Source organism: Sporosarcina sp. P13 (assembly GCF_002743055.1).
Lineage (GTDB): Bacteria > Bacillota > Bacilli > Bacillales_A > Planococcaceae > Sporosarcina.
On sequence record NZ_PDYM01000020.1, the window covers coordinates 1 to 21497 of the forward strand.

The 21497-nt window shown below is 41.5% G+C and carries 18 protein-coding genes; 7 read left to right on the plus strand and 11 right to left on the minus strand.

Going from position 1 to position 21497, the window contains the following annotated elements; translation table 11 throughout:
- Positions 1 to 225: 225 nt before the first annotated feature.
- A complete protein-coding gene (locus CSV79_RS10215) occupies positions 226 to 1824 on the minus strand; it encodes an ABC-F family ATP-binding cassette domain-containing protein (protein ID WP_099688954.1) in 1599 nt (532 codons plus the stop codon).
- Positions 1825 to 2202: 378 nt separating this feature from the next.
- Between CSV79_RS10215 and CSV79_RS10220 the strand changes: the two genes are divergently transcribed.
- From CSV79_RS10220 to CSV79_RS10250, 7 genes are all read left to right on the plus strand, one after another.
- Positions 2203 to 3159 (plus strand): LCP family protein, encoded by a 957-nt coding sequence (locus CSV79_RS10220; protein WP_099688955.1) that lies wholly within the window; start codon positions 2203 to 2205, stop codon positions 3157 to 3159.
- A gap of 64 nt (positions 3160 to 3223) precedes the next feature.
- Positions 3224 to 4417 carry an AI-2E family transporter gene (locus CSV79_RS10225; RefSeq protein WP_099689002.1) on the plus strand — a complete coding sequence of 398 codons (1194 nt, stop codon included), beginning with the start codon at positions 3224 to 3226 and terminating at the stop codon, positions 4415 to 4417.
- Positions 4418 to 4669: 252 nt separating this feature from the next.
- Positions 4670 to 5446: a molybdate ABC transporter substrate-binding protein gene (modA, locus tag CSV79_RS10230; protein WP_369824947.1), complete on the plus strand. Its 777-nt coding sequence runs from the start codon at positions 4670 to 4672 to the stop codon at positions 5444 to 5446.
- 25 nt (positions 5447 to 5471) lie between these two features.
- Complete coding sequence (modB, locus tag CSV79_RS10235; protein ID WP_199171905.1) at positions 5472 to 6146, plus strand: molybdate ABC transporter permease subunit; 675 nt, start codon at positions 5472 to 5474, stop codon at positions 6144 to 6146.
- A 19-nt stretch (positions 6147 to 6165) separates the two neighbouring features.
- Entirely contained in the window at positions 6166 to 6834 is a 669-nt protein-coding gene (locus tag CSV79_RS10240) for an ABC transporter ATP-binding protein (protein WP_099688958.1), read from the plus strand.
- A 132-nt stretch (positions 6835 to 6966) separates the two neighbouring features.
- Positions 6967 to 7998 (plus strand): type 2 isopentenyl-diphosphate Delta-isomerase, encoded by a 1032-nt coding sequence (gene fni, locus CSV79_RS10245; RefSeq protein ID WP_099688959.1) that lies wholly within the window; start codon positions 6967 to 6969, stop codon positions 7996 to 7998.
- A 43-nt stretch (positions 7999 to 8041) separates the two neighbouring features.
- The gene (locus tag CSV79_RS10250; RefSeq protein ID WP_099688960.1) at positions 8042 to 8416 is read left to right on the plus strand and encodes an rRNA methyltransferase; all 375 of its coding nucleotides are present in this window, start codon (positions 8042 to 8044) and stop codon (positions 8414 to 8416) included.
- Positions 8417 to 9015: 599 nt separating this feature from the next.
- Here CSV79_RS10250 and CSV79_RS10255 read toward each other — a convergent pair.
- The 10 genes from CSV79_RS10255 to CSV79_RS10300 all read right to left on the minus strand — a co-directional run bounded on the left by CSV79_RS10255 (position 9016) and on the right by CSV79_RS10300 (position 21348).
- Positions 9016 to 11007 (minus strand): helix-turn-helix domain-containing protein, encoded by a 1992-nt coding sequence (locus CSV79_RS10255; RefSeq protein ID WP_099688961.1) that lies wholly within the window; start codon positions 11005 to 11007, stop codon positions 9016 to 9018.
- A 209-nt stretch (positions 11008 to 11216) separates the two neighbouring features.
- Positions 11217 to 12656, minus strand: a complete 1440-nt coding sequence (locus CSV79_RS10260; RefSeq protein ID WP_099688962.1) for an MFS transporter — start codon at positions 12654 to 12656, stop codon at positions 11217 to 11219.
- Positions 12657 to 12780: 124 nt separating this feature from the next.
- Positions 12781 to 14262 (minus strand): aldehyde dehydrogenase family protein, encoded by a 1482-nt coding sequence (locus CSV79_RS10265; protein WP_099688963.1) that lies wholly within the window; start codon positions 14260 to 14262, stop codon positions 12781 to 12783.
- 18 nt (positions 14263 to 14280) lie between these two features.
- Positions 14281 to 15411: an acyl-CoA dehydrogenase family protein gene (locus CSV79_RS10270; protein WP_099688964.1), complete on the minus strand. Its 1131-nt coding sequence runs from the start codon at positions 15409 to 15411 to the stop codon at positions 14281 to 14283.
- 21 nt (positions 15412 to 15432) lie between these two features.
- Positions 15433 to 16629 carry an acyl-CoA dehydrogenase family protein gene (locus CSV79_RS10275; RefSeq protein ID WP_099688965.1) on the minus strand — a complete coding sequence of 399 codons (1197 nt, stop codon included), beginning with the start codon at positions 16627 to 16629 and terminating at the stop codon, positions 15433 to 15435.
- Between the two features lie 31 nt (positions 16630 to 16660).
- On the minus strand, positions 16661 to 17098 hold the full coding sequence (locus CSV79_RS10280; RefSeq protein WP_099688966.1) for a Zn-ribbon domain-containing OB-fold protein: 438 nt from the start codon (positions 17096 to 17098) through the stop codon (positions 16661 to 16663).
- 10 nt (positions 17099 to 17108) lie between these two features.
- A complete protein-coding gene (locus CSV79_RS10285) occupies positions 17109 to 18272 on the minus strand; it encodes a thiolase C-terminal domain-containing protein (RefSeq protein WP_233201418.1) in 1164 nt (387 codons plus the stop codon).
- Between the two features lie 24 nt (positions 18273 to 18296).
- Positions 18297 to 18725 (minus strand): MaoC/PaaZ C-terminal domain-containing protein, encoded by a 429-nt coding sequence (locus CSV79_RS10290; protein ID WP_099688968.1) that lies wholly within the window; start codon positions 18723 to 18725, stop codon positions 18297 to 18299.
- A gap of 16 nt (positions 18726 to 18741) precedes the next feature.
- Positions 18742 to 19185: a MaoC family dehydratase N-terminal domain-containing protein gene (locus CSV79_RS10295; protein WP_099688969.1), complete on the minus strand. Its 444-nt coding sequence runs from the start codon at positions 19183 to 19185 to the stop codon at positions 18742 to 18744.
- A 12-nt stretch (positions 19186 to 19197) separates the two neighbouring features.
- Complete coding sequence (locus CSV79_RS10300; protein ID WP_099688970.1) at positions 19198 to 21348, minus strand: acetate--CoA ligase family protein; 2151 nt, start codon at positions 21346 to 21348, stop codon at positions 19198 to 19200.
- Between the last annotated feature and the right edge of the window lie 149 nt (positions 21349 to 21497).

The window sequence follows — 21497 nt, forward strand, 5'->3', positions numbered from 1 at the left end:
CTTTCTTTACCTTCAACATATCGTTTAATAGCTTGAATCTTTTCTTCCACATCTATTTTCCCCACTTAAACCACATCCTTTTCATTTTAAATGTGTCCAAGTTTTGGGGTGCAGTTCAAACGCGTCCGCCTGGAGCGCAGCGTAACGATATCTTACCTATTCACTTATACTTTTCAAATCATAAAAGCCGCTTCCTCCCAAAAGAGAAAGCGGCTGGTGCTCGAATTATGCTTTTTGGCCTTTCCATTGCAAATACTCGTCATAGGACATCATCTTATCAAAGATTGTTCCATCATCGTTGATTTCGATAATGCGATTAGCGATTGTTTGGATGAACTGATGGTCATGTGATGTGAAGACCATTGCGCCCTTGAACGCGATCAATCCGTTGTTCAATGCTTGAATCGATTCCAAATCCAAGTGGTTTGTTGGCTCATCCAGTAAGATGACGTTCGCGCTTGTAAGCATCATTTTAGATAGCATACAACGAACTTTCTCTCCACCTGATAGGACGCTTGGCTTTTTCTTTACTTCTTCGCCTGAGAACAACATACGACCTAAGAATCCGCGTAGGAATGTTTCTGTTTCGTCCTCTGGAGAGTATTGACGTAACCAATCAACTAGTGTTGGTTCTGAACCTTCAAAGAACTTGGAGTTATCGATAGGGAAGTAAGCACGCGTTGTCGTTACGCCCCATTTGATTTCTCCTGCATCTGGCTCGGTTTCCCCAGCAAGTAGATCAAGCAATGCCGATTTAGCTAGTGGATTACCAAGTAATACGACCTTGTCTTCTTTACCAAGTGTAAACGTAGCATTTTTAATATGCGTTTTACCATCTACAGTTTTTGTTACGTCTTTTATCGTCAAGACATCATTACCAATTTCGCGGCCCATTGTGAAGTTAACGAATGGGTAACGGCGAGAAGATGGCTTAATATCGTCTAACTCGATTTTTTCGAGTGTCTTTTTACGTGAAGTTGCTTGTTTTGATTTCGATGCGTTGGCACTGAAACGCGCGATAAAGGCTTGTAATTCTTTAACCTTTTCTTCTTTTTTCTTGTTTTGCTCTTGAGATAATTTCAATGCAAGTTGACTAGATTCATACCAGAAATCATAGTTACCTGCATAAATTTGAATTTTACTGAAATCTAGATCTGCGATATGCGTACACACTTTGTTCAAGAAATGACGGTCGTGTGAAACGACGATAACCGTGTTATCGAAGTTGATCAAGAATTCTTCAAGCCACTGGATTGCTTTTAAGTCCAAGTGGTTCGTTGGCTCATCCAGTAATAGAACGTCTGGCTTACCAAATAATGCTTGTGCAAGTAATACTTTTACTTTGTCAGATCCTTCGAGTTCCGACATTTTTACATGATGTAGGCTTTCAGGAACGCCTAGACCTTGAAGGAGTACAGAAGCTTCTGATTCTGATTCCCACCCGTTCATTTCAGCGAATTCACCTTCGAGTTCAGCTGCACGCATGCCGTCTTCATCGGAGAAATCCTCTTTCATGTAGATTGCATCTTTTTCCTTCATCACTTCATAGAGACGTTTATGTCCCATAATGACAGTTTCCATAACCTCAAACTCTTCATATTCGAAGTGGTTCTGCTTCAAAACAGCTAGACGCTCATCTTTACCTAAGATCACGTTACCTGTCTGTGGTTCTAGTTCACCTGAAACGATTTTAATGAATGTTGATTTTCCCGCACCATTTGCTCCAATTAATCCATAGCAATTGCCTGGATTGAATTGTATATTGACGTCTTCAAACAGCTTACGGTCGCCGAAGCGAAGACTTACATTACTGACTGCTAACATATACTAAATCCTCCTAAATTCACAATGCTCCTATTATACATGAAAAAGGAGTGAAATGAAACGTTTGGACTGGTACTGTTTTCATTTTCGGTTTACGATAAGGAATGAAAGTTAGATGAATTTTTTTACATGAACAAAGGAGCCTTTTTATTGCGACCGAAAACATCCCTCATTCTTTTGAAGTTGCGATAGTTATTGTCGCACTCCATGCATTAGGTGGTTTCTTTATTCGTATTTCTTCTATTATTTTTGGACATGCTAGTGCTAGCGTTACGGATCGAAAAACAGCCGCTACAGACGTCGCACTAGACGCAACCTCTGTCTGATAGAAACGTCTGTACTATAGGACTACAGGGATACTGGAGGAATGAAAGCATCATGGACGAACAACTAGAGGGAAATATACCGCAACGTAGAAAAAAGAGACGTAAACTCCGAATCGCTAGGGTTTTCATCGTGTTTCTATTGCTTTTCATCACAATGATATCAGCGTATAGTTATGTAAAATATAAACAAGGTAAAGCGATGACAGCAGGAAGTGTAATTGACCCTGGAGAATTTCAAGGCGATCTACTAGACCCAAAAAACCCGACAACGGAAAACTATTTATTACTTGGAATCGACAATGACGGTTCAGGTAAATATCGTACAGATACGATGATGGTCCTTTCTTGGGATCAAGCAAATGGAACTGCGCGGCTCATTTCATTTATGAGAGATATTTACGCACAGATTCCTGGCTACCAATCGTATAAATTAAATACTGCTTACTATTTAGGCGGTGTGCAAACCGCGAAAGAAACGATTTCGGGCATGTTCAATATTCCGATTCATCATTACGCAGTCGTAGATTTTGATAATTTCGAGTCAATTATGGACATCGCCTTCCCGCAAGGCTTAGAAATGAATGTAAAGAAAGAAATGTCCGAAAAAATCGGTGTGACACTGACGCCTGGTGTACAACGATTAAACGGCAAGGAATTGTTAGGCTATGCGAGGTTCCGAGCGGATAATGAAGGGGACTTCGGTCGTGTCAACCGACAGCAAGAAGTCATTCAAGCAGTGAAGGACGAGCTATTTAGTATGCAGACTATTATGCAAGCACCGAAAGTCGCGGGGGCACTTGACAACTTTGTTCAAACGGACTTAACATCTAAAGATGAACTAGCAAAAGTTATGACCATTTTAGCTAAACGGAAATTAGATCTTCAAACATTACGAATCCCTGTAGAAAAAAGCTATTCATTTACAACCTATAGTCATGCAGGTTCGGTCATTGAAATAAATTTAGAAAAAAATAGAGAAGCGATCCGTTCGTTTTTAGCAACGCAATAAGGGATCGTTAAGAGGGGGAAGCGGGATTTTGAGACAGCCACCTAGAAAAAGTTCGTTACGGGATATTTGGTCTGCCCGATCGACTTCACCAATTGTTGGGTTTCTTGGTGGTCAATCTACGTTATTCGTGCTGCTTTGTTTATTGTTCATTGGATTGATCATCTTAATCTTCACACAAGTGTCATTTATTTTTTATCCGATTCAAGTGTTTTTCTCGACAGTCGTCTTGCCAGTCGTGTTGGCGACAATTTTATACTATTTAATGCGACCGATTCTACGTTATTTGGAAATGCGTCTTAAAATTCCACGTGTATATGGGATTTTAATCATCTTCTTAGCTGCTGCTGGATTACTAACATTACTCGTTTTCTTAGTACTACCGTTTCTACGAGAGCAATCCATCAATTTATTCGATGAATTTCCTTCGTATTTTAAACAACTAATTTTGGATTCGGACCATTTTTTACGAAACTCCATATTCGCTCCGATTTACGAAGGTTTCAACTTTAACGTCAATACGTTCTTAGATTCAGGTTTTAATAGCATCAGTAAGTTTTTCACGGAAACAATCGGTGGTATCGCATCTGGCGTAACATCATTCGTTTCTGCACTTACTGGAATCATCTTAAGTTTATTTACGGTACCCCTAATTTTGTTTTATTTGCTGAAAGATGGGGAGAAGCTTCCACAGATGATTTTACGTGTGTTGCCACCCCGTTTGCGCAATGATGCATTGATTATTTTCCGAGATGCAGATAAACAAATTAGTGCATATATCCAAGGACAAATTTTAGTAGCCATTGCGATCGGTATTATGGTGTCGATTGGATTCCTTATTATTAAAATGAAGTATGCGTTATTGCTTGGAGTTTTAGCGATGTTCACAAGTATCGTGCCGTACCTCGGACCTGTCATCGCGATTACACCAGCCGTCATTATCGCAATTGTCACGTCACCGTTCATGCTCGTTAAGCTAGCTGTCGTTTGGACGATTGTTCAAGTTGTAGAAGGAAAGTTCATTTCGCCACAGATTATGGGGAAATCGCTCCATATTCATCCGATTACGATTATTTTCGTGTTGCTAACTGCTGGTTCATTGTTCGGCGTCGCGGGCGTAATTCTTGGAATTCCTGCGTATGCGTTATTGAAGGTCGTAGCGAGTCACGCGTTCTACTTGTTCACGTTGCGTTATAACCGCTATGAAACGGAAGAAGAAATGTATTATGATACAGTTGAATTAGAAAATGACATAGAATAACCCGCCTAGTACAAAGGCGGGTTTTTTCTATGGTGTTTCGTAACGCTTGATTATCCTTCGTTTTCATCAACATCAATTCATACTGTTGATCAATCAACGTCTAGTAGCCGCGCCATTTTTTTTCAATTGCAACACCGACATCTTCTTTTTAATTACAACTATCTTCCATTATTTCAATAAAAAATGCAAAATTGACAAGTGTTCTGAAGCCTATTATGATATTTCTATATAACTAAACTAAGTAGGGGATTCATAGTGAAACGTTTTTTATTTTCAGTACTAGTTATCATTCTTTCAGCACTATTTGTAGGATGCTCAGCTACAGATAAGAAACCGAATGAAGAAGTAGAGTTATTGATCTCTGCCGCAGCCAGTTTGACGGATGCATTAGAAGAGTTAAAAGGACCTTTTGAGGAAAAGCATGAAGGGATTCGGTTGACGTATAATTTCGGTAGTTCTGGTAAACTAGCAACAAACATTGAAAATGGGGCACCATCCGATGTATTCCTATCCGCAAGTACAAAAGACATGAATTCGATGGAAGAAAAAGGTTTAATCGACAATGAATCAAGAAAAGTCTTCGCATCAAACGCACTCGTTTTAATTGCACCTAAAGATTCGGCTATTGAGATCGCTTCATTTGAAGACATCGATCTAGCAGCAATCGCTCATCTTGCGGTAGGTGAACCAGCATCCGTTCCGGTTGGACGTTATACGAAAGAAACGTTAGAAACCTTAGATCTATGGGAGCCATTGCAAGAAAAGCTCGTTCTAGGATCAGATGTTCGTCAAGTACTCACGTATGTAGAAATGGGTAATGCAGATGCAGGCGTTGTCTATTCAAGTGATGCGTTCATGTCAGATGACGTAAACGTATTGGCTGAATCGAATGCAGCATGGCATGCACCGATCGTTTATCCTGGCGCAGTCGTGAAAGATTCGAAGCATCAGCAAGCTGCACAGCAGTTTTTAGATTATGTAACGAGTGATGCTGGCATGGAAACGTTGCGGAAATTCGGATTCAAGTAAAACAGGAGGAGAGGGCTTGCTAGAAATGGATTATTCACCTTTGATTTTATCGCTAAAAGTGGCTGCCATCTCCACTTTCTTTGTTTTTGTAGTAGGCGTGATGATTGCGTATTACGTAGCAAAACGTGATTTTTTCGGTAAAAGCATACTCGAAGCCTTGTTTCTATTACCTCTGGTCTTACCACCGACTGTTGTTGGCTTTGGTTTACTCGTGTTATTCGGTAAAAATGGCTGGATTGGTAGTTGGTTACTTGAATGGTTCGACTTCCAAATCGTTTTTACGTGGATCGGTGCAGTTATTGCTTCCATTGTCGTGTCATTTCCGTTAATGTACCAAAGTGCTGCGGCTGCTTTTGAAAGTTTGGATGAACGCCTGTCTAACGCCGCACGAACGATGGGTGCTTCAGAATGGCGTGTATTCTATACGATTGTCTTTCCGCTTGCATGGCCAGGTTTACTAGCAGGTTTGGTGCTGTCATTCGCTAGAGGACTTGGTGAGTTTGGCGCAACATTAATGCTTGCTGGTTATATCCCCGGAAAAACCGATACGATACCGATGGCGATTTATTTTGCGGTGGAATCAGGACAGATGGAAAAAGCGACATTTTGGGTGATGATCATCATTACATTCGGATTCAGTTTGATTTTATGGGTGAACTGGTGGAGTAAGCGTAATATTCGACGATTCACGCGGACATAAATGACTAGGAGGCAATGATATGCTACACGTCAACATACATAAACAGCTAGCGCATTATGAGATGGCTATTCAATTTAAGATGGGAGCAGAAATCCTCGTCCTAGTCGGCCCGTCTGGATCAGGAAAGACAACGATTTTAAATAGCATCGCTGGGCTCGTGCATCCTGATAGCGGATTGATCGTTTCGAATACGCATACGTTTTTTGACACGGATCAAAAACCATTGCCCGCAAGAGAACGCCAAATCGGCTATTTATTTCAAGATTATGCGTTATTCCCACATATGACTGTCGAAAAGAACATTTGGTATGGGGTCAAGAAGAAGAATCGAAAAGATAGTCAGAAAATGATTGTCGAGTTGTTGCAAGTACTTGGCATTGAACATTTACTACATAAATATCCTCACCAAGTGTCTGGTGGAGAAAAGCAACGCGTCGGCTTGGCGAGAGCACTTGCTGCACGCCCGTCTGTTCTATTGCTCGATGAACCTTTATCGGCTTTGGATAGAGAAACACGAAAACAATGCCAGGATGAACTGTTGCGATTACATGAAATGTGGAAAATCCCATTCATCATCGTCACACATGATTTGGACGAAGCCGAACGTCTAGGCGACCGAATTATCTATTTAGAACAAGGACAAATTACGGATGAACAAAGGAAACGCCAATTGATTTCCACATATTAAGAACAATAGGTGACAAACAAAGCCCAGATTTCCATATCAGGGCCTTTTTTATTTTGTGAAACGCCAGTATAACCGCTATACTTTACTGTAAGCGGGCTATTTACAAGATGAATTTGAAATGGAGTTGGAATCGTGGGTAAAGAGCTGAATGAACGAAAAGCACAACATATTCAAATCGTTTTGGAGGAGCATGTGACAGGCAACAGCATCACGACTGGCGTAGAAAACTATCAATTTATACATAACGCATTGCCAGAATTAGCATTTGATGATATCGAACTACAACAGAATTTTTTCAACAAACGATGCAGCACACCGTTTTTAGTAAGTTCAATGACAGGTGGTGCGGATTTCGCTGAAACGATTAATCGTAACTTAGCTATCGCAGCGGAACAACGCGGTTGGGCTCTTGCGCTCGGATCGACACGCGCGCTAATCGAAAGTGAAGCATTCCGACCATCTTTTGCACTTAGAAAATATGCACCTAGCGTTCCAATCATTGCGAATCTGGGCGCCGTTCAGCTGAATTATGGATTTTCCGCAGTAGAATGTCGTCAAATTATTGACTATACAGACGCGGATGCGCTTGTTTTGCACTTAAATATTCTTCAAGAAGTCATTCAGCCTGAAGGAAATACGAACTTTAGCGGATTGCTTTCTAAAATCGAAAAATTGTGTGCGGATTTACCGATTCCAGTCGGTATTAAAGAAGTCGGATGGGGAATTGACGCTTCAACTGCTCAAAAATTGCTCAATATCGGTGTATCCTTCATTGACGTAGCTGGAGCAGGAGGAACATCGTGGAGTCAAGTGGAAAAATACCGTACAAATCCGATTAAACAGCAAGCCGCAGCCGCATTTAGTGAGTGGGGAATTCCAACGACCGATTCTTTATGTGCTGTCAAGCCGCAACTGGCAGATCAACTATTAATTGCAAGCGGTGGATTAGCAACAGGTGTCGACGCAGCTAAATGTATTGCATTAGGTGCGGATTTTGTCGGTTTTGGTCGGGCGATATTAGAAGAAGCGACTGTGTCAGTTGAAAAAGTTTTACAATCAATGGAAGTTAAAGAATTGGAATTACGAATGGCGATGTTTGCGGTTGGCGCTGAAAACATTACAGACTTGCAACAAACGAAGCGATTACAAAAACTAAACTCGTGAATGATCGAAATCACGAGTTTATTCATAATAAGGAGGAATTTTTATGTGGAAATTAGTAAATGGTAAAATGATTCAAACGACAGATGAAACGCGTGTGAAATTCCGTACGAATATTAGCCAGGCGATTTTAGATCAATTAGATGAATTATCGGATGAACATGATACGTATAGTAATTATTTATTGGAGAACGGATTATTAAATGTATTAGCGAACGGAATGATTCATTATGATAAAGAATTACGACCAACAGATCGAATCCAGTTTAAAACGTCGTATGATAAAGAATTACTGGAGTCCGTTAAAGAGCTGGCTAAAGAGCATAAGTTGTTTATAAACGACGTGATTGAATACAGTGTAGATCATATAGATTTCACGGACATAAAGACGAAGGATCACAAAAACCGCTTAGAAAGCTAGCGCGAGAGGCCAATATGGAGAATAGAATATGTATAGATCGTAGAACGCCCCGAACATAATATAAATTATAGGAAGTTCTATATCACTATAAAGTATACTTGCGATAGTGAGACGAAAGCGGTTTTTTCGACAAATTATGCGCACGTCTCATTATAATTACTTCGCAAGTTTTCTTCAACTTTTAATGTGATTTCTACAAAATTTATGAACACTACTTATCCATACTTCACTATATGATTTATTACATCGTGTGAATCGCTCAGCTGCTTTTGGTCCGTTTCTGATATCACACTTTGCCATTGACGGCACTTAATTCACTATGATCTCCCACAACCGAGCGAAGCCTCCTCTAACCGCGCTATTACCTGTAGTAGAGTTATCTGGAATCAATGATAAAAGGGTTAGAAATCACTAAGATTTCCAACCCTTTTGATATTTACTTATCGTCATTGTCTTTTTCATTACTTTCCCATGCCAGCTCAAATTCCATAATTGCTATTAAAATAGGCAATAAGTTTGCACGGTTAAGAAAACTTCAACTCCTTGGAGGTTGCCTTAACTCATTATATTTATTTTATAACTAGACGAACCATCTCATATTACTCTAACCAATCCCGCATCCGTTTATATACGCTTGCTGATGGCGTTGCTTCACCTCTTTCTATATTGCTTATATAGGACGTCGAAATCTTTAATTCATGAGATACTTGCTGTAGCGTCATGCCTAATTTCATGCGTCTCTCTTTAAAATCACTACCTATTTTAGTACAGACTTCTGCCTTACTATCTACTAAAGTAAGGTCCTTTGGATTTTTTACGTTTATCTTTCTTTCGATCGGCTGATAATGGGTAATAATTTCGTCTGGCGGCGCTATTATAACGGTCGCGTCCTGCCATATTCTAAGCCAACCTTTTTTGGCCACGCTGTTTTCATCCCAATTATCGTATTGCCAAAACGTGATGACACCTTCTTCTTCCAATAGATCAAGTGCCTTTTCAAAGCGGTCTCGAATGCGTGACGGTGCTAGGGAATCTATTTGAACGCCTAACTTTTCGAGTAATGTACTGATTTTATGCGGCTGAAGATAGCTCGCTTTACGCGCTTGTGTACGCCAGCGCCAACTTAAATAACGAATTAATTTTTTCTCCCATTTTCGTTGATGTGGGTTAAATTCTACCGCTTGATTTGGCTGCAACTTCACTTGCCTGCTTGATCCTCTTAAGAAATGCTCGAATGCCTCACCTATAGTCAATAGAAATACGTCAGTTGGTTGATCAACAGAGAATGAATATGGATGACCCTCTTCAGTAGTAAATAGAAACGCGCGGCCTTTTATCGGTTTCTTGACCGCTTTTCCTTTTTCGTACACTACAATAGTGTCCATCTCAATCCATAAACTTTGTATAACGGAAAGCGCTTTCAAAATTTGATTACGTTGTTGCTTCTCAAAGCCACCCCGTCTACCTGTTCCCCCTAATTTTGTTTTCAATCCCCGCCTATGCAATAAGTCGTCTAGACGGATTTTGACGTGATCTGTGGCGTCTGAGGATCTCGTTAAATAGAGATGGCACAATGTATCAAGAACATCTACATCTAACTCCGTTACATGCTCGGCCAGTTCTTGCATGGCCTCTTTAGAACCGGATGATTGTACATTTTCAATAGGAACTAATTGGACAGAACCGTTTAGTGAATTATTTTGTATAGAGGCACTTCGCCATTCGCCATACTCGTCCGCTATAAACTTTCGATTGGAAATAGCTTCGGTAATGAATTGGTAAATGGGATTACTCATCACGGTGAAATTATTATTCATTATTGTCGTTTCAAGATGCTGGTGTTCCGCTACAGGCTTACTCGATTCTAGCATAGCTGTAATCTGCTTCATGGAGTCTTTCTCCACTTCAAACTGAACAAGTATTTCTGGAATCCATTTTTTCATATACATGTTGACAACATCTGTAAAGGTATCGATAAAATTGTCATTGGAGGAAAAATTACTATTCAATTTTTGGAAAAATAATCGATTGAGCTCTTCTTTATCAATTGAGTGTAGGTGCTCATAGCCATATTTCTGAACCATTTCTTCAATCGCATGATTCAATAAATACGTTTTAAATAGTTTTCTAAACCCTTCCCATGATTGTTCATCGTTTAGCCGTGTATTCAATTTCAACATCGCTTCGTATTTTTGGAAGAGTTTATGTAGTATTTCCCATTTAAGCGTTGGTTTATTTTCTAGTAGAGGTATGAGGTGATGTTCATTTGTACTGTAAAATTTAGCTGTCATGAATTCGGTGATTCTCACTAGCATTTCATTTCTTGCCTTAATTCTTAGTTTGTAAAACAGATCAAAGTTTTCTTCATACTTTTGCTGCCGTACAATAAAAGTTTCTGATTTGCTTCTAGGAAAGATACGCGTACTCTCTATCTTTCTCTTTAACTTCTCGGATGGGAAATGAAGTAAATAATCATAATCAAATTGATTTGGCTGACGATCATATAGAATAATCACTTGAAAATCATCAATTTTACTCGCTAGCTTTTCAACATGATTCATTTCATTCAAATGTATATCGGAACCTATCAACACGATTACCCCCAATAACAGCAAGTTTCGATTAGCTTATCACAATTTCACACAATTCTCTATTCACTTTTCGCAACTTTTGGAAATGTTAAGTAATTACGACTAAAAACCACATAAAAAAACAGTCCACACGTTCGATGATAACGAACGTACTGGACTGCTTCTGTCATAAACAAATTTTCGAGGCTTCTGCACTTTATAAGCAATCGTTATTTTAATTCCTTAGGTTTCAAAGGCAGGGGAACAATCGGTGCATCTACTAAATCTTCACTACTATGAATTCCAGGGATGGCCCGTGGAATCAGTGGTAAGAACAATAAGGCTAGTACGATGAATACCATGATAACCCATGAAGTATTGGACACCGCTCCTACCATATTGCCGTTTGCACTAAAAATCGAGAAGGCCACTAGCGCAAACGAAGCACCCATTCTTTGTGCAATGGTTTCGATCACTGAATTCGTAAACGTCACGACGTTCATCCGATCTGTTGCCGCTTTCGATACAATGAGCGCTTTCACAGCCGGTGTTTGGAAGCCTACACCTATCCCAATTAAACTCATGGTAATGAACAAATATATAAACGATGTTGTTAGCGTAACGAAGTTCAACATAATGATCCCAGCAGCGAATACGAGAATACCTGTACCGATAATCAATCGGGCAGAGAAGTTCTTTAACATTTTACCTGTGAAATAAGCGGTTGCTGATGTTCCTAGGAATACAGCCATCTGTAGGAAACCGACTGTTGTCGCGGCTTTTCCTTGCACGTTTTGCACGAAGAATGTCATTAAGTACATGACACCGGTATAACCTAAGAAAATAAACACAGCAATTGTTGTCGGTACCCAGAAATTACGATTAGTTACGTAGTTAATATCTAGTAATGGGGAATGTTGCTTTTTCTCCACGAAGATTAACACAGTCAATGCGATTAGGAAAACTACGAATGATGGAATCCACTTACCAGATGAGATACCAAAGCTATTAATGAATGTAGGAATCGTCAACAGACCGAGTAATAGAACGATAACGAAAATCAAGCCTAGTACATCCAATTTGTGTCGCTTGACTGTTTTCATCTTTGGTACGAAGCTAAATAATGAAAGTGCGACCATTCCAAGAACTGCCGTAAGCAAAAAGCTTGCTTGCCAGTTAACTATATCTACGATCATCCCACTAATAACCGGTCCAAACACGGAACCGATTGTGATAAGGCCCAAAAAGGTTCCGATTGCCTTACCACGTTGTGCACCTTCCATAAACCTTCCTGCGTAAGCAATGCCTGATGGTGCGATGGCTGCTCCTGATACTCCTTTAAAGAATAAACCGAGAACGAGCATCCAGAAAGAAAATGAAAACGCAACGAGTAAGGATCCAAGGATCATAAAAATCCCACCGATTAAGATGACTACCCTTAATCCGTACGAGTCACCGATCCAACCTAATAAAGGCTGGAATCCAGTCAGACCAACCGCTAATCCTAACTGCATCCATACTGCATAACCAGGTGTTAAGTTAAATTCCTGAATCATATGTGGGTATGCCGGAAGATGCGTTGCTAAACTAAACATAATAAAGAACGCCCCAAAACTGATTAAATAGAATCCTCGATGAATTGACTTGTCATTTGTCACTGCTTCACCCATAAAGTGACCTCCTCCTATCGATTTCATGACAGTTATTTTGCCAAGCGATATTCATTATGTTCAGTCTAGTTGTCGTGCTAAAAATAAGAGACCTGCACAAATGCAGATCCTTCTCTATTGCTACTTAACGAATGTTGATGACGCAAGCTTTTTCTTGCGTGTATTCAAGGATTGAGTCTGATCCATAACCACTTTCTTTGACTCCGCTAAATGGTAGATCCGCTCCAACTCTAGCATACGTATTCACCCATACATTACCTGCTTGAAGCTTATCAATTAGACGATGCGCTCTGCCTAAATCTTGTGTCCACACACCAGCTGCAAGACCGAAGCATGTATCGTTAGCGATTTGAATCGCTTCTTCTTCCGTATCAAACGGAATCGCGACCGCCACAGGACCGAAGATTTCTTCACGGCACAGCTTTTGATCATTATCCGCCACCTTCACTAATGTAGGCGCAACCCAGTAACCGTTCGCGTATTCCGGTTGACCAGGCAATACATGTTCCCCGCCATACGTTCCGCCAAATACGACTTCATACGCATCCTTCGCTGTCTCATCTATATAAGAGCAAACTTTCTTATACTGTGCTTCGTTAGCGATTGGTCCCATCGTATTGTTTTTATCTAACGTATCTCCATGTTTGACAAATTCACTATCCGTCATCAATTCTTTCATATGTGTGATGACTTTATCGTAGATTGTGCGCTGGATCAGCATACGGGATCCGGAAACACAGAGCTGACCCGAGTTTCGTGTAAAAATCCCGCTAATTAATCCATGCGCTGCTTGTTCGATGTCAGCATCTTCAAAGACGATATTTGGTGATTTCCCACCGAGTTCAAAGATTAAAGACTTCGGTGATTTTGCCGTCGCTTTTGTAATCATTTCAGCTGTCCCGATTGAACCCGTTAAGCTTACTTTGTTTACTTCTTTATGAGCGACTAAGTAATCACCTATCACTCGCCCTGAACCCGAAATTACGTTGAGTACGCCCGGAGGTAAGATTTTTGAAATGAGTTCACCGTAGCGTAACGATCCGACCGCTGCACTTTCAGATGGTTTTATGACCACTGTGTTTCCAGCGGCTAACGCATACGCTGCTTTTATCGTAAACGTGAATAACGGTGCGTTCCAAGGGAGGATTCCGACCACGACTCCGTAAGGCTTACGTAGCGTAAATCCAAAATCACCCGTTCCCATTTGTACCGTACGACCTTGTGAGCCTAGTAGTGCGGCTGAACCTGCTGCATCATACCATACTTGCTTCAATACCTCTGCAAGATAGCCATACTCATCGAGGACCCAGCCGTTATTGCGCGTTTCAAGTTCAAGTAACTCTGTCGCGTGCTCCGAGATCATATCTCCGACTTTGCGTAAGTAGTCACCTCGTGTGCGCGCCGATAGACTGGACCAATTTTCAAATGCGCCACGTGCTGCTTGAATCACTTGCTCGGCATCTTCTATTTTACTAGACGGGATGACTGCCCACTTTTCTCCTGTCGCCGGATCAATACTAGTTGTCGTTGCTCCGTCTCGTGAAGGTACCGACTCCCCATTGATGACATTCCCATATGCTTTTACTTGCTCCGTCACGTGTGTCATATAATTTCCTCCTTTTGATTACCAGCCTAATGAAGCCACAACTTTCTCTTGATAAAAAGGTGTGGAACCTAAATATTGATCATAATAACGAGCGCGCTTTACATATAAATGGCAATCGAGTTCTTCCGTAAATCCAATGCCTCCATGGAGTTGAATATTCTGTGAAGCTGCTTCGATAAATTTCTCGGTTGCATACGTCCGTGCGCTATATACTGCCGCTTCACGATCGTTCTCCTCTGTATCTACTACCCAGTTGGCATAGTAGCTCAATGAACGAGCGATTTCTAAATGTACTTTCATATCCACGATGCTGTGCTTGACCGCTTGGAAACGACCGATCGGCTGACCGAACTGCTCACGGATTTTCGCATATTCCGCAGCCATATGGACCACATGTTCCATGGCCCCAACCATATATGAACTAAGTGCAGCATTAAAGTACAGTAGACCTTCTTGAAGTTGTTCCCACCCTTTATTGACTTCGCCTATAATTTGCTCTTCTGTAATTACCAGTTGGTTGCATTCGATTTTCGCTACATGCTTCGCTTCGTCGAATGAAAGCTGTCTTTCGATATTCAGCTCATCTACTGCGTCGATCAATACGAGGGATAAACCATCCTCGACGTCTTCACTCGTCCGAACGACTAGCAAGAATGCATCCGCCAATTCTGCTTCAGGCACAAGAATTTTTGTACCGTTCAACACGTACTGACCATCTTTCTTTGCTAAAGAACATTGAATGCCTTGTCGTGAAAAGTCATTGAATGGTTCCAGTGCGGCGAAGGAAACTTGCTTATCTCCAGCCGCAATAGCTGTCAGATAGTTTTTCTTTTGCTCATCCGTACCGTATTTTTTAATAATAGGTACAACCAAAGCGTTCGTTTCCATAAATAATCCTGGGACTAGTGAACGTCCTAGTTCTTCAAACGTTGGAACGAGATCCAGTGCCTCTAGATCTAATCCATCATACTCTTCCGGAATATTGATACCGGAGCATCCTAATTCCGCTAGTGTGCTATATACTTTCTTCAAGCTTTCCGGTTTGTCTGCAATCATTTCCCGTGCCACTTGCGTACCGCCAAACTTATCTAGCATTTTTCGAATCTGTCCACGAAACATCTCTTGATCTTCTGTTAGTGAAAAGTCCATCGTTCATCCCTCCGCTATCTATTAACGTCCCATATCTTTCGGTAATCCTAATACTCTTTCACCGATTGTATTTCGCTGTACTTCGCTCGTTCCGCCACCGATCGTTTGACCGAATGAAGCAAGGAATAAACGTTGCCATTTCGAATCTACAGCAGCGTCCTTATCCCATAACAACCCTTGGTGACCTTGGATCTCTACCGCGAATGAAGACAATTCTTTATTCAACTCACTGACGACTAACTTATCTATAGAGCTTTCTGGTCCCGGTTGTCCGTTCTTTACGGTTGTCGTTAGGTTTCTATAGTAATTTAATAGTGATCCACGTACGCGCGCATAGAAGCCTGCCATCTTCTGTCTGATTAATGGATTATGGATGAGTGGCTGTCCATTGACTTTGTACTGTTGTGCTAATGTCACTGTATCGTTAAATTGTTTTTCCAAAGTAAACAGTTCAGCACCAATCCCTGTACGCTCATGTAGCATCAACGCAATCAATACATGCCAGCCTGAATCGACTTGTCCAACGATATCTGCATCTGTAGCGACCGCATCTGTTAAATAGACTTCGTTAAAGTCTTTATGACCGTCCATTTGAATGATTGGAAGTGTTTCTACACCTGGTTGGTCCATATCGATTAAGAACACGGTAATGCCTCGATGCTTCTTTTCTGGTACAGTGCTTGTTCTTGTAAGCAAGAAACATTTATCGGCTACGTGACCGAAGCTCGTCCATACTTTCTGCCCGTTAATGAGCCAACGATCTCCGTCTTTAACTGCACGTGTTTTAAGCGCTGTTAAATCTGACCCTGCACTTGGCTCTGAATACCCTTGGCACCAGATTTCTTCACCTGTTAGGATTTTCTTCAAGTATTTCTCCTTTTGTTCTTCGGTACCCATATCAATTAACGTAGGGCCTACCATATGGATCCCTATATAGTTAATGAGTGGCGGTGCTTTCACACGTACCATCTCTTGATGATAAATAATTTCTTCCATGAGGCTAGCATCTCTTCCGCCGTACTCTTTCGGCCAAGCGATTGCTGCCCAACCACCATCATAGAGTGTTCGTTGCCAAGCTCGTAAATAAGCGGAGTATTCATCCAGATCTTCCGGCAAATCTCTTTTGCCTTCTAGCCATCCTTCTGGAAGATTTGTTTCAAGCCATGTGCGTAGTTCGGTTCTAAACTTTTCTTCCTTTTTAGTAAAAGAGAAATCCATAATCCCTCATCCTTTCTTTCTCATCTAACGCTCAGTTAGTGACTGGAATCCATTGTGGTAACGCTCGGTCTTCCGTAATATCTACCCAAGTCATCTGGATAGGCAGTCCAATCTCTACATCTTTTTCTTCGCAATGTAAGATATTACCCATGATTTTGACTTCTGGCACGTCGTCTAGCTGTGCCAACGCAATAATTGTAGGTAACTCATCTTGGAATCCTGGTAAGAACGGACGATGCGAAACAACATATGAATAGACCGTTGCTTTAATATCATCTCCAAAGTTTTCCCAGCTTACATGTTGGCTTCCACACTTTGCGCAACTAGGGCCTGGAGGTTGTGCATAGGATTGACAATCATCACATTTTTGTAGTGCTAATTGATGCTTATCCGCTGCATCCCAGTACGGTTTATTATCGTGGTCTTTCAATGGAATCGGTTTTTGGTAAGCTGTCGTAACGTGTTTCATACTATTCCTCCTAGTTTCGTAAAATCATTGCGCCGGCGATATCTGGTCCCGCCCAGCCGGTACAAATTCCGATCTTGCAGTCTTCTACTTGGCGATCGGTACCTTTATAGTCATGGCGTAATTGCCGAACAATTTCCAGTGCGTTGTTCATGCCGTGGGTATAGCCTTCAGACAGCATACCGCCCGCCGTATTGGTTGGTAGTTTACCGCCGATCTTTAAGTTCCCTTGTGCGACGAACTCTCCTACTTCCCCGCGCTTAGCGAATCCGTACGCTTCTAGTTGACGCAATACAACCCAGCTAAAGCAGTCATAGATCGATGCGACATCAATATCTTCTGGTGTCACGCCTGCGTTCTCATAAACTTCTTGCGCTACGTAATCAGAAGCTACTTGGTCAATGTCATTCCAGTAATGCGTATGTGGGTGACATTGTCTTGCGGACATTCCCATAATGTAGACTGGTCTTGATGTGCAATCTTTCGCTTTCTCTTCTGACGTGACGATAATGGCGTTCCCTTCATCAAGTTCCAAGCAAGAATCATGGATATTGAATGGAGAGCTAATATCTGGTGTCGCTAAATACTCTTCCATCGTTAACGGTTTGCCGTGTAAGAAGGCATTTGGGTTACGCTGCGCATGCTCATAGAAACTCAAGCAGACATGTCCTAAATGTTCTTTTGTAATGCCCGTTTCATGCATATGACGTGTCGCATACATGCCGAACCACTGAGATGGACTTGCCGAACCATAAGGAATGACAAAGCTTCCACCGGATAGAGCGCCTTGTAGCATATCCGGATCATAGCCACGGCCTACACGCGTTCCTGAACTACCATTCATCGAGCGATAGATTAATACTGTCGTTAGCATGCCAGATTCAATAAGTGAAACGGCATCGGCAATCAACATTTCTGTACTCGCTCCGCCTCCTTGAATATCTTTTACATATTTAGGTCTAACCCCTAAGTATGTCGCTAGCTGGTGGGATGTACAGGAATCATTTTCGTTATAATTCATGAACCCATCGATATCTGTTGCTTTTAAGCCAGCATCTTCAATCGCCGCTCTTGCTGCATCTAGCGCTAGGTGAAGAGGGGTTGTGCCAGATTTTCGTGAGCGTTTACTCTCTCCTACGCCGACAATGGCATAGCGATCTTTTATATTTCCCATCATTCATTCCTCCTATTTCGCAGTTCCTTAGTCATTCAGTTGTAGTATCGCACTTCCTGATCCAACGACTTCGCCTGATTTCTTTTCGGCTGTCAAGTCAAGAGCGATCCAGCGCTTTCCGTCTTCTTCAACTATGCGTTCGACAATTGCCGAACAGCGAATTTCATCGCCCGGAAACGTCATTTTTCCGAAACGCATTGTAAAATTGACGACTTTTGCTTGCTGCGCTGCGATTTTCATTACATACTCGCCTAAAAAACCCATCACAAGCATGCCATGTGCAACGACCCCATCCATTCCAATCTTTCTAGCAAACTCATCGTCCAGGTGCAAAGGGTTAAAATCCCCTGAAGCACCTGCGTATTGAGCGAGTTGTACTTTTGTGATTGGCGGTTTCATCATCGGCTCTATTTTTTGATTTACAAGTAGTTCTTCTAACGACCAGTCCTTAATCATTTGGTACACTCCCCCCTCATTTCGCTAGTGAACGATAGACGATATTCATTCGGCTAATACAGACTAGTTCGCCTGACTCATCTTTCATTTCTGTATCTAGTTTTAAAAACTGCATTTTCCCACTTTTACCTTCTTTGTCGTATAAGTCACTCACGATCATCTGGCAACGTAAACGATCTCCTACTCGAACGGGTTTATGGTAGATAAATTCTTGTTCGCCGTGAAGCATTCTGCGATGATCTAGATCGATTGGTAGCTCTGCGTCTCCATTGTTCATAGCGATAGGGAAGGTTGGTGGAACAATCAAGCCTTCATATGCGGATTGTTTTGCATACTCCTCATCTGTATACAATGGATTATTATCTCCAATCGCAGCAGCAAATTGGCCGACATGGCGATTTTCTACTTCGAAAACGTATTCTTTGCTCGTTAATCCAACGACGCTTTTATCTAAGTCCATTGTTCCTCCCCCTCACTTTGTAATAATCAATGCATCTGCCGCTACAATGCCATGTTCATAGACGATTAACGGATTAATATCAATCTCTTGAATGTCATCCGCATAATCTTGGATTAATGCAGATACTTTCAGTAGCACGTCGATAATTGCCTCCGTATCGACTGCATGTTTATTTCGAACGCCTTGTAGTAGTTGATTCCCTTTTAGCTCTTCCATCATGTCGATTGCATCTTGTCTCGTAATAGGAGCGACTCGGAAGGAAACATCTTTAAACACTTCTACAAAGACGCCACCGAGTCCGAACATCATGACAGGACCAAATGTCGGATCATTTGTCACTCCAACAATAACTTCCACGCCTTCAGACAACATTTGCTGAATAGAAATTCCATGGATATTCGCTGTTGGACAATGGTCTTTCGCGTTTTTGTAGATTTCCCGGAAAGCTCTTCGTACATCTTCATCGTTTTGGACATTTAATCGAATTCCGTTTACTTCCGTTTTATGTGGAATATCGGGTGAATCGACTTTTAAAACGACCGGATAGCCAATTTCATTTGCGAGAAGCACGGCTTGGTCTTCCGTCTTAGCCACTGCGCGTTTGGTCGTTGGAATTCCGTACAGAGACAAAATTTCACTTGACTGGGATTCGCTTAGCGTTTGATTTGTAGGCAATAAATGATGAATATTCTTCTTCGGTGTGTCATGGCTAGGTGCATGGTTCTCTTGCACGTTCGCTTTTCTGTACGCTTCCCCGTATTCCACTAGCTTTGCCAGCGAACGGATAGGATTCATATCTCCGCGAACAAACGGAATTCCGTTATCCTCCAAATATTGCGTACTTTTCGGTGTAGACATCCCTTCAAGTGGGAATGTCGTGATGACTATAAATTTATCCGTATTCTTGCAAAGCTCGACGAACTCTTGCAGAACAGGCGTGTTCTCATCCCAATGAAGTGGGAATTCTGAGAAAATAATAATGTCGGTCTCGGGATCATTGACCAGTACTTTTAACGGTTCTATGAAAAGCTCCGGATGTGTAATCGATGCCGCAGCTGTTAAGTCGATAGGGTTGGAAGCGCTTGCAAAACTCGGGATATTCTTTTCAATTTCACCTTTAATCTTGTCGCTTAATGGATGAATCGTTAAGCCGTGAGATTCGCATCGATCGGTTTCATTGATGCCTCTTCCACCTGAACTTGTAACGATAACTGTATTTCGTCCAGCGGGAATTTTATTTGATAAAAATAATTTTGAGAACGACACAATATCATCGTAATCATCTGCGCGGACAATTCCTGCTTGTTTAAAGAACCCATCATATACTTGGTCAGCACCCGCTAATGAACCGGTATGTGATGCTGCTGCTCGGCTACCCGCACTACTGCGACCCGATTTCATTATGACCATTGGTTTATTGATCTCTAACGCATATTTTGCTAGCATCCGTAACTTCGCTGGGTTTTTCTCGCCCTCTAAATAGCCGCTTGCGATTTTTGTTTTCGGATCATGTAGCATGTACTCGATAACATCGGAAAAGCCTACATCGACTTCATTACCTACGCTGACAAAATAGTTAAACGTTAAACCGTGTTGCGCAGCGGCCATATACGTTAATACGCCAAACGCACCACTTTGTGTAGCAAATCCAACTTCACGTCTTTTTCCAAGCGGTACACGCGTTAGTCCAGGGGAGAATGTTCCCATTAACCCGTTGGTTGTATTGAGCAGCCCCAAACAGTTAGGACCGATTAAGCGCATATTGTATTGACCCGCAATTTCTTTTAAGCGATTTTGTGCAACCATGCCTTCCTCACCGATCTCTGAGTAGCCAGACGCAAACACGATTGCAGCTTTGACCCCGCTTTCGCCGCATTCTAGTAAACAACTTTCCACTTGGTTGATTCCGACACATAGGATAGCTAGATCGACTTCATGCGGTGTATCTCCTACGCTTGAATAACATGGTAAGTTTGCGATTTCTTTGGACTTCGGATGGATTGGATAGATGTCTCCTTCAAATCCTCCATCTATCAGTGCTTTTAACTGTAAGTATCCTATTTTATTCGTATTCTCAGAGGCCCCCATAACCGCAATCCTCCGTGGATTAAATAATGGATCCAATTCAATAGTTGATTGTAGTACTTCATTCAACACGTTCATCAACACTTCACCTCTCCGCTTCTGTAATTACTTTTGTTTCATTCCATGGATAGAATCATAACAAAGTGTTTTTTTCTCTATATTTTCTTTTGTGGATTAAATAATTAATCTTATTAGGACTATAAAAAAACTACGCAGTGGCGGTGAAC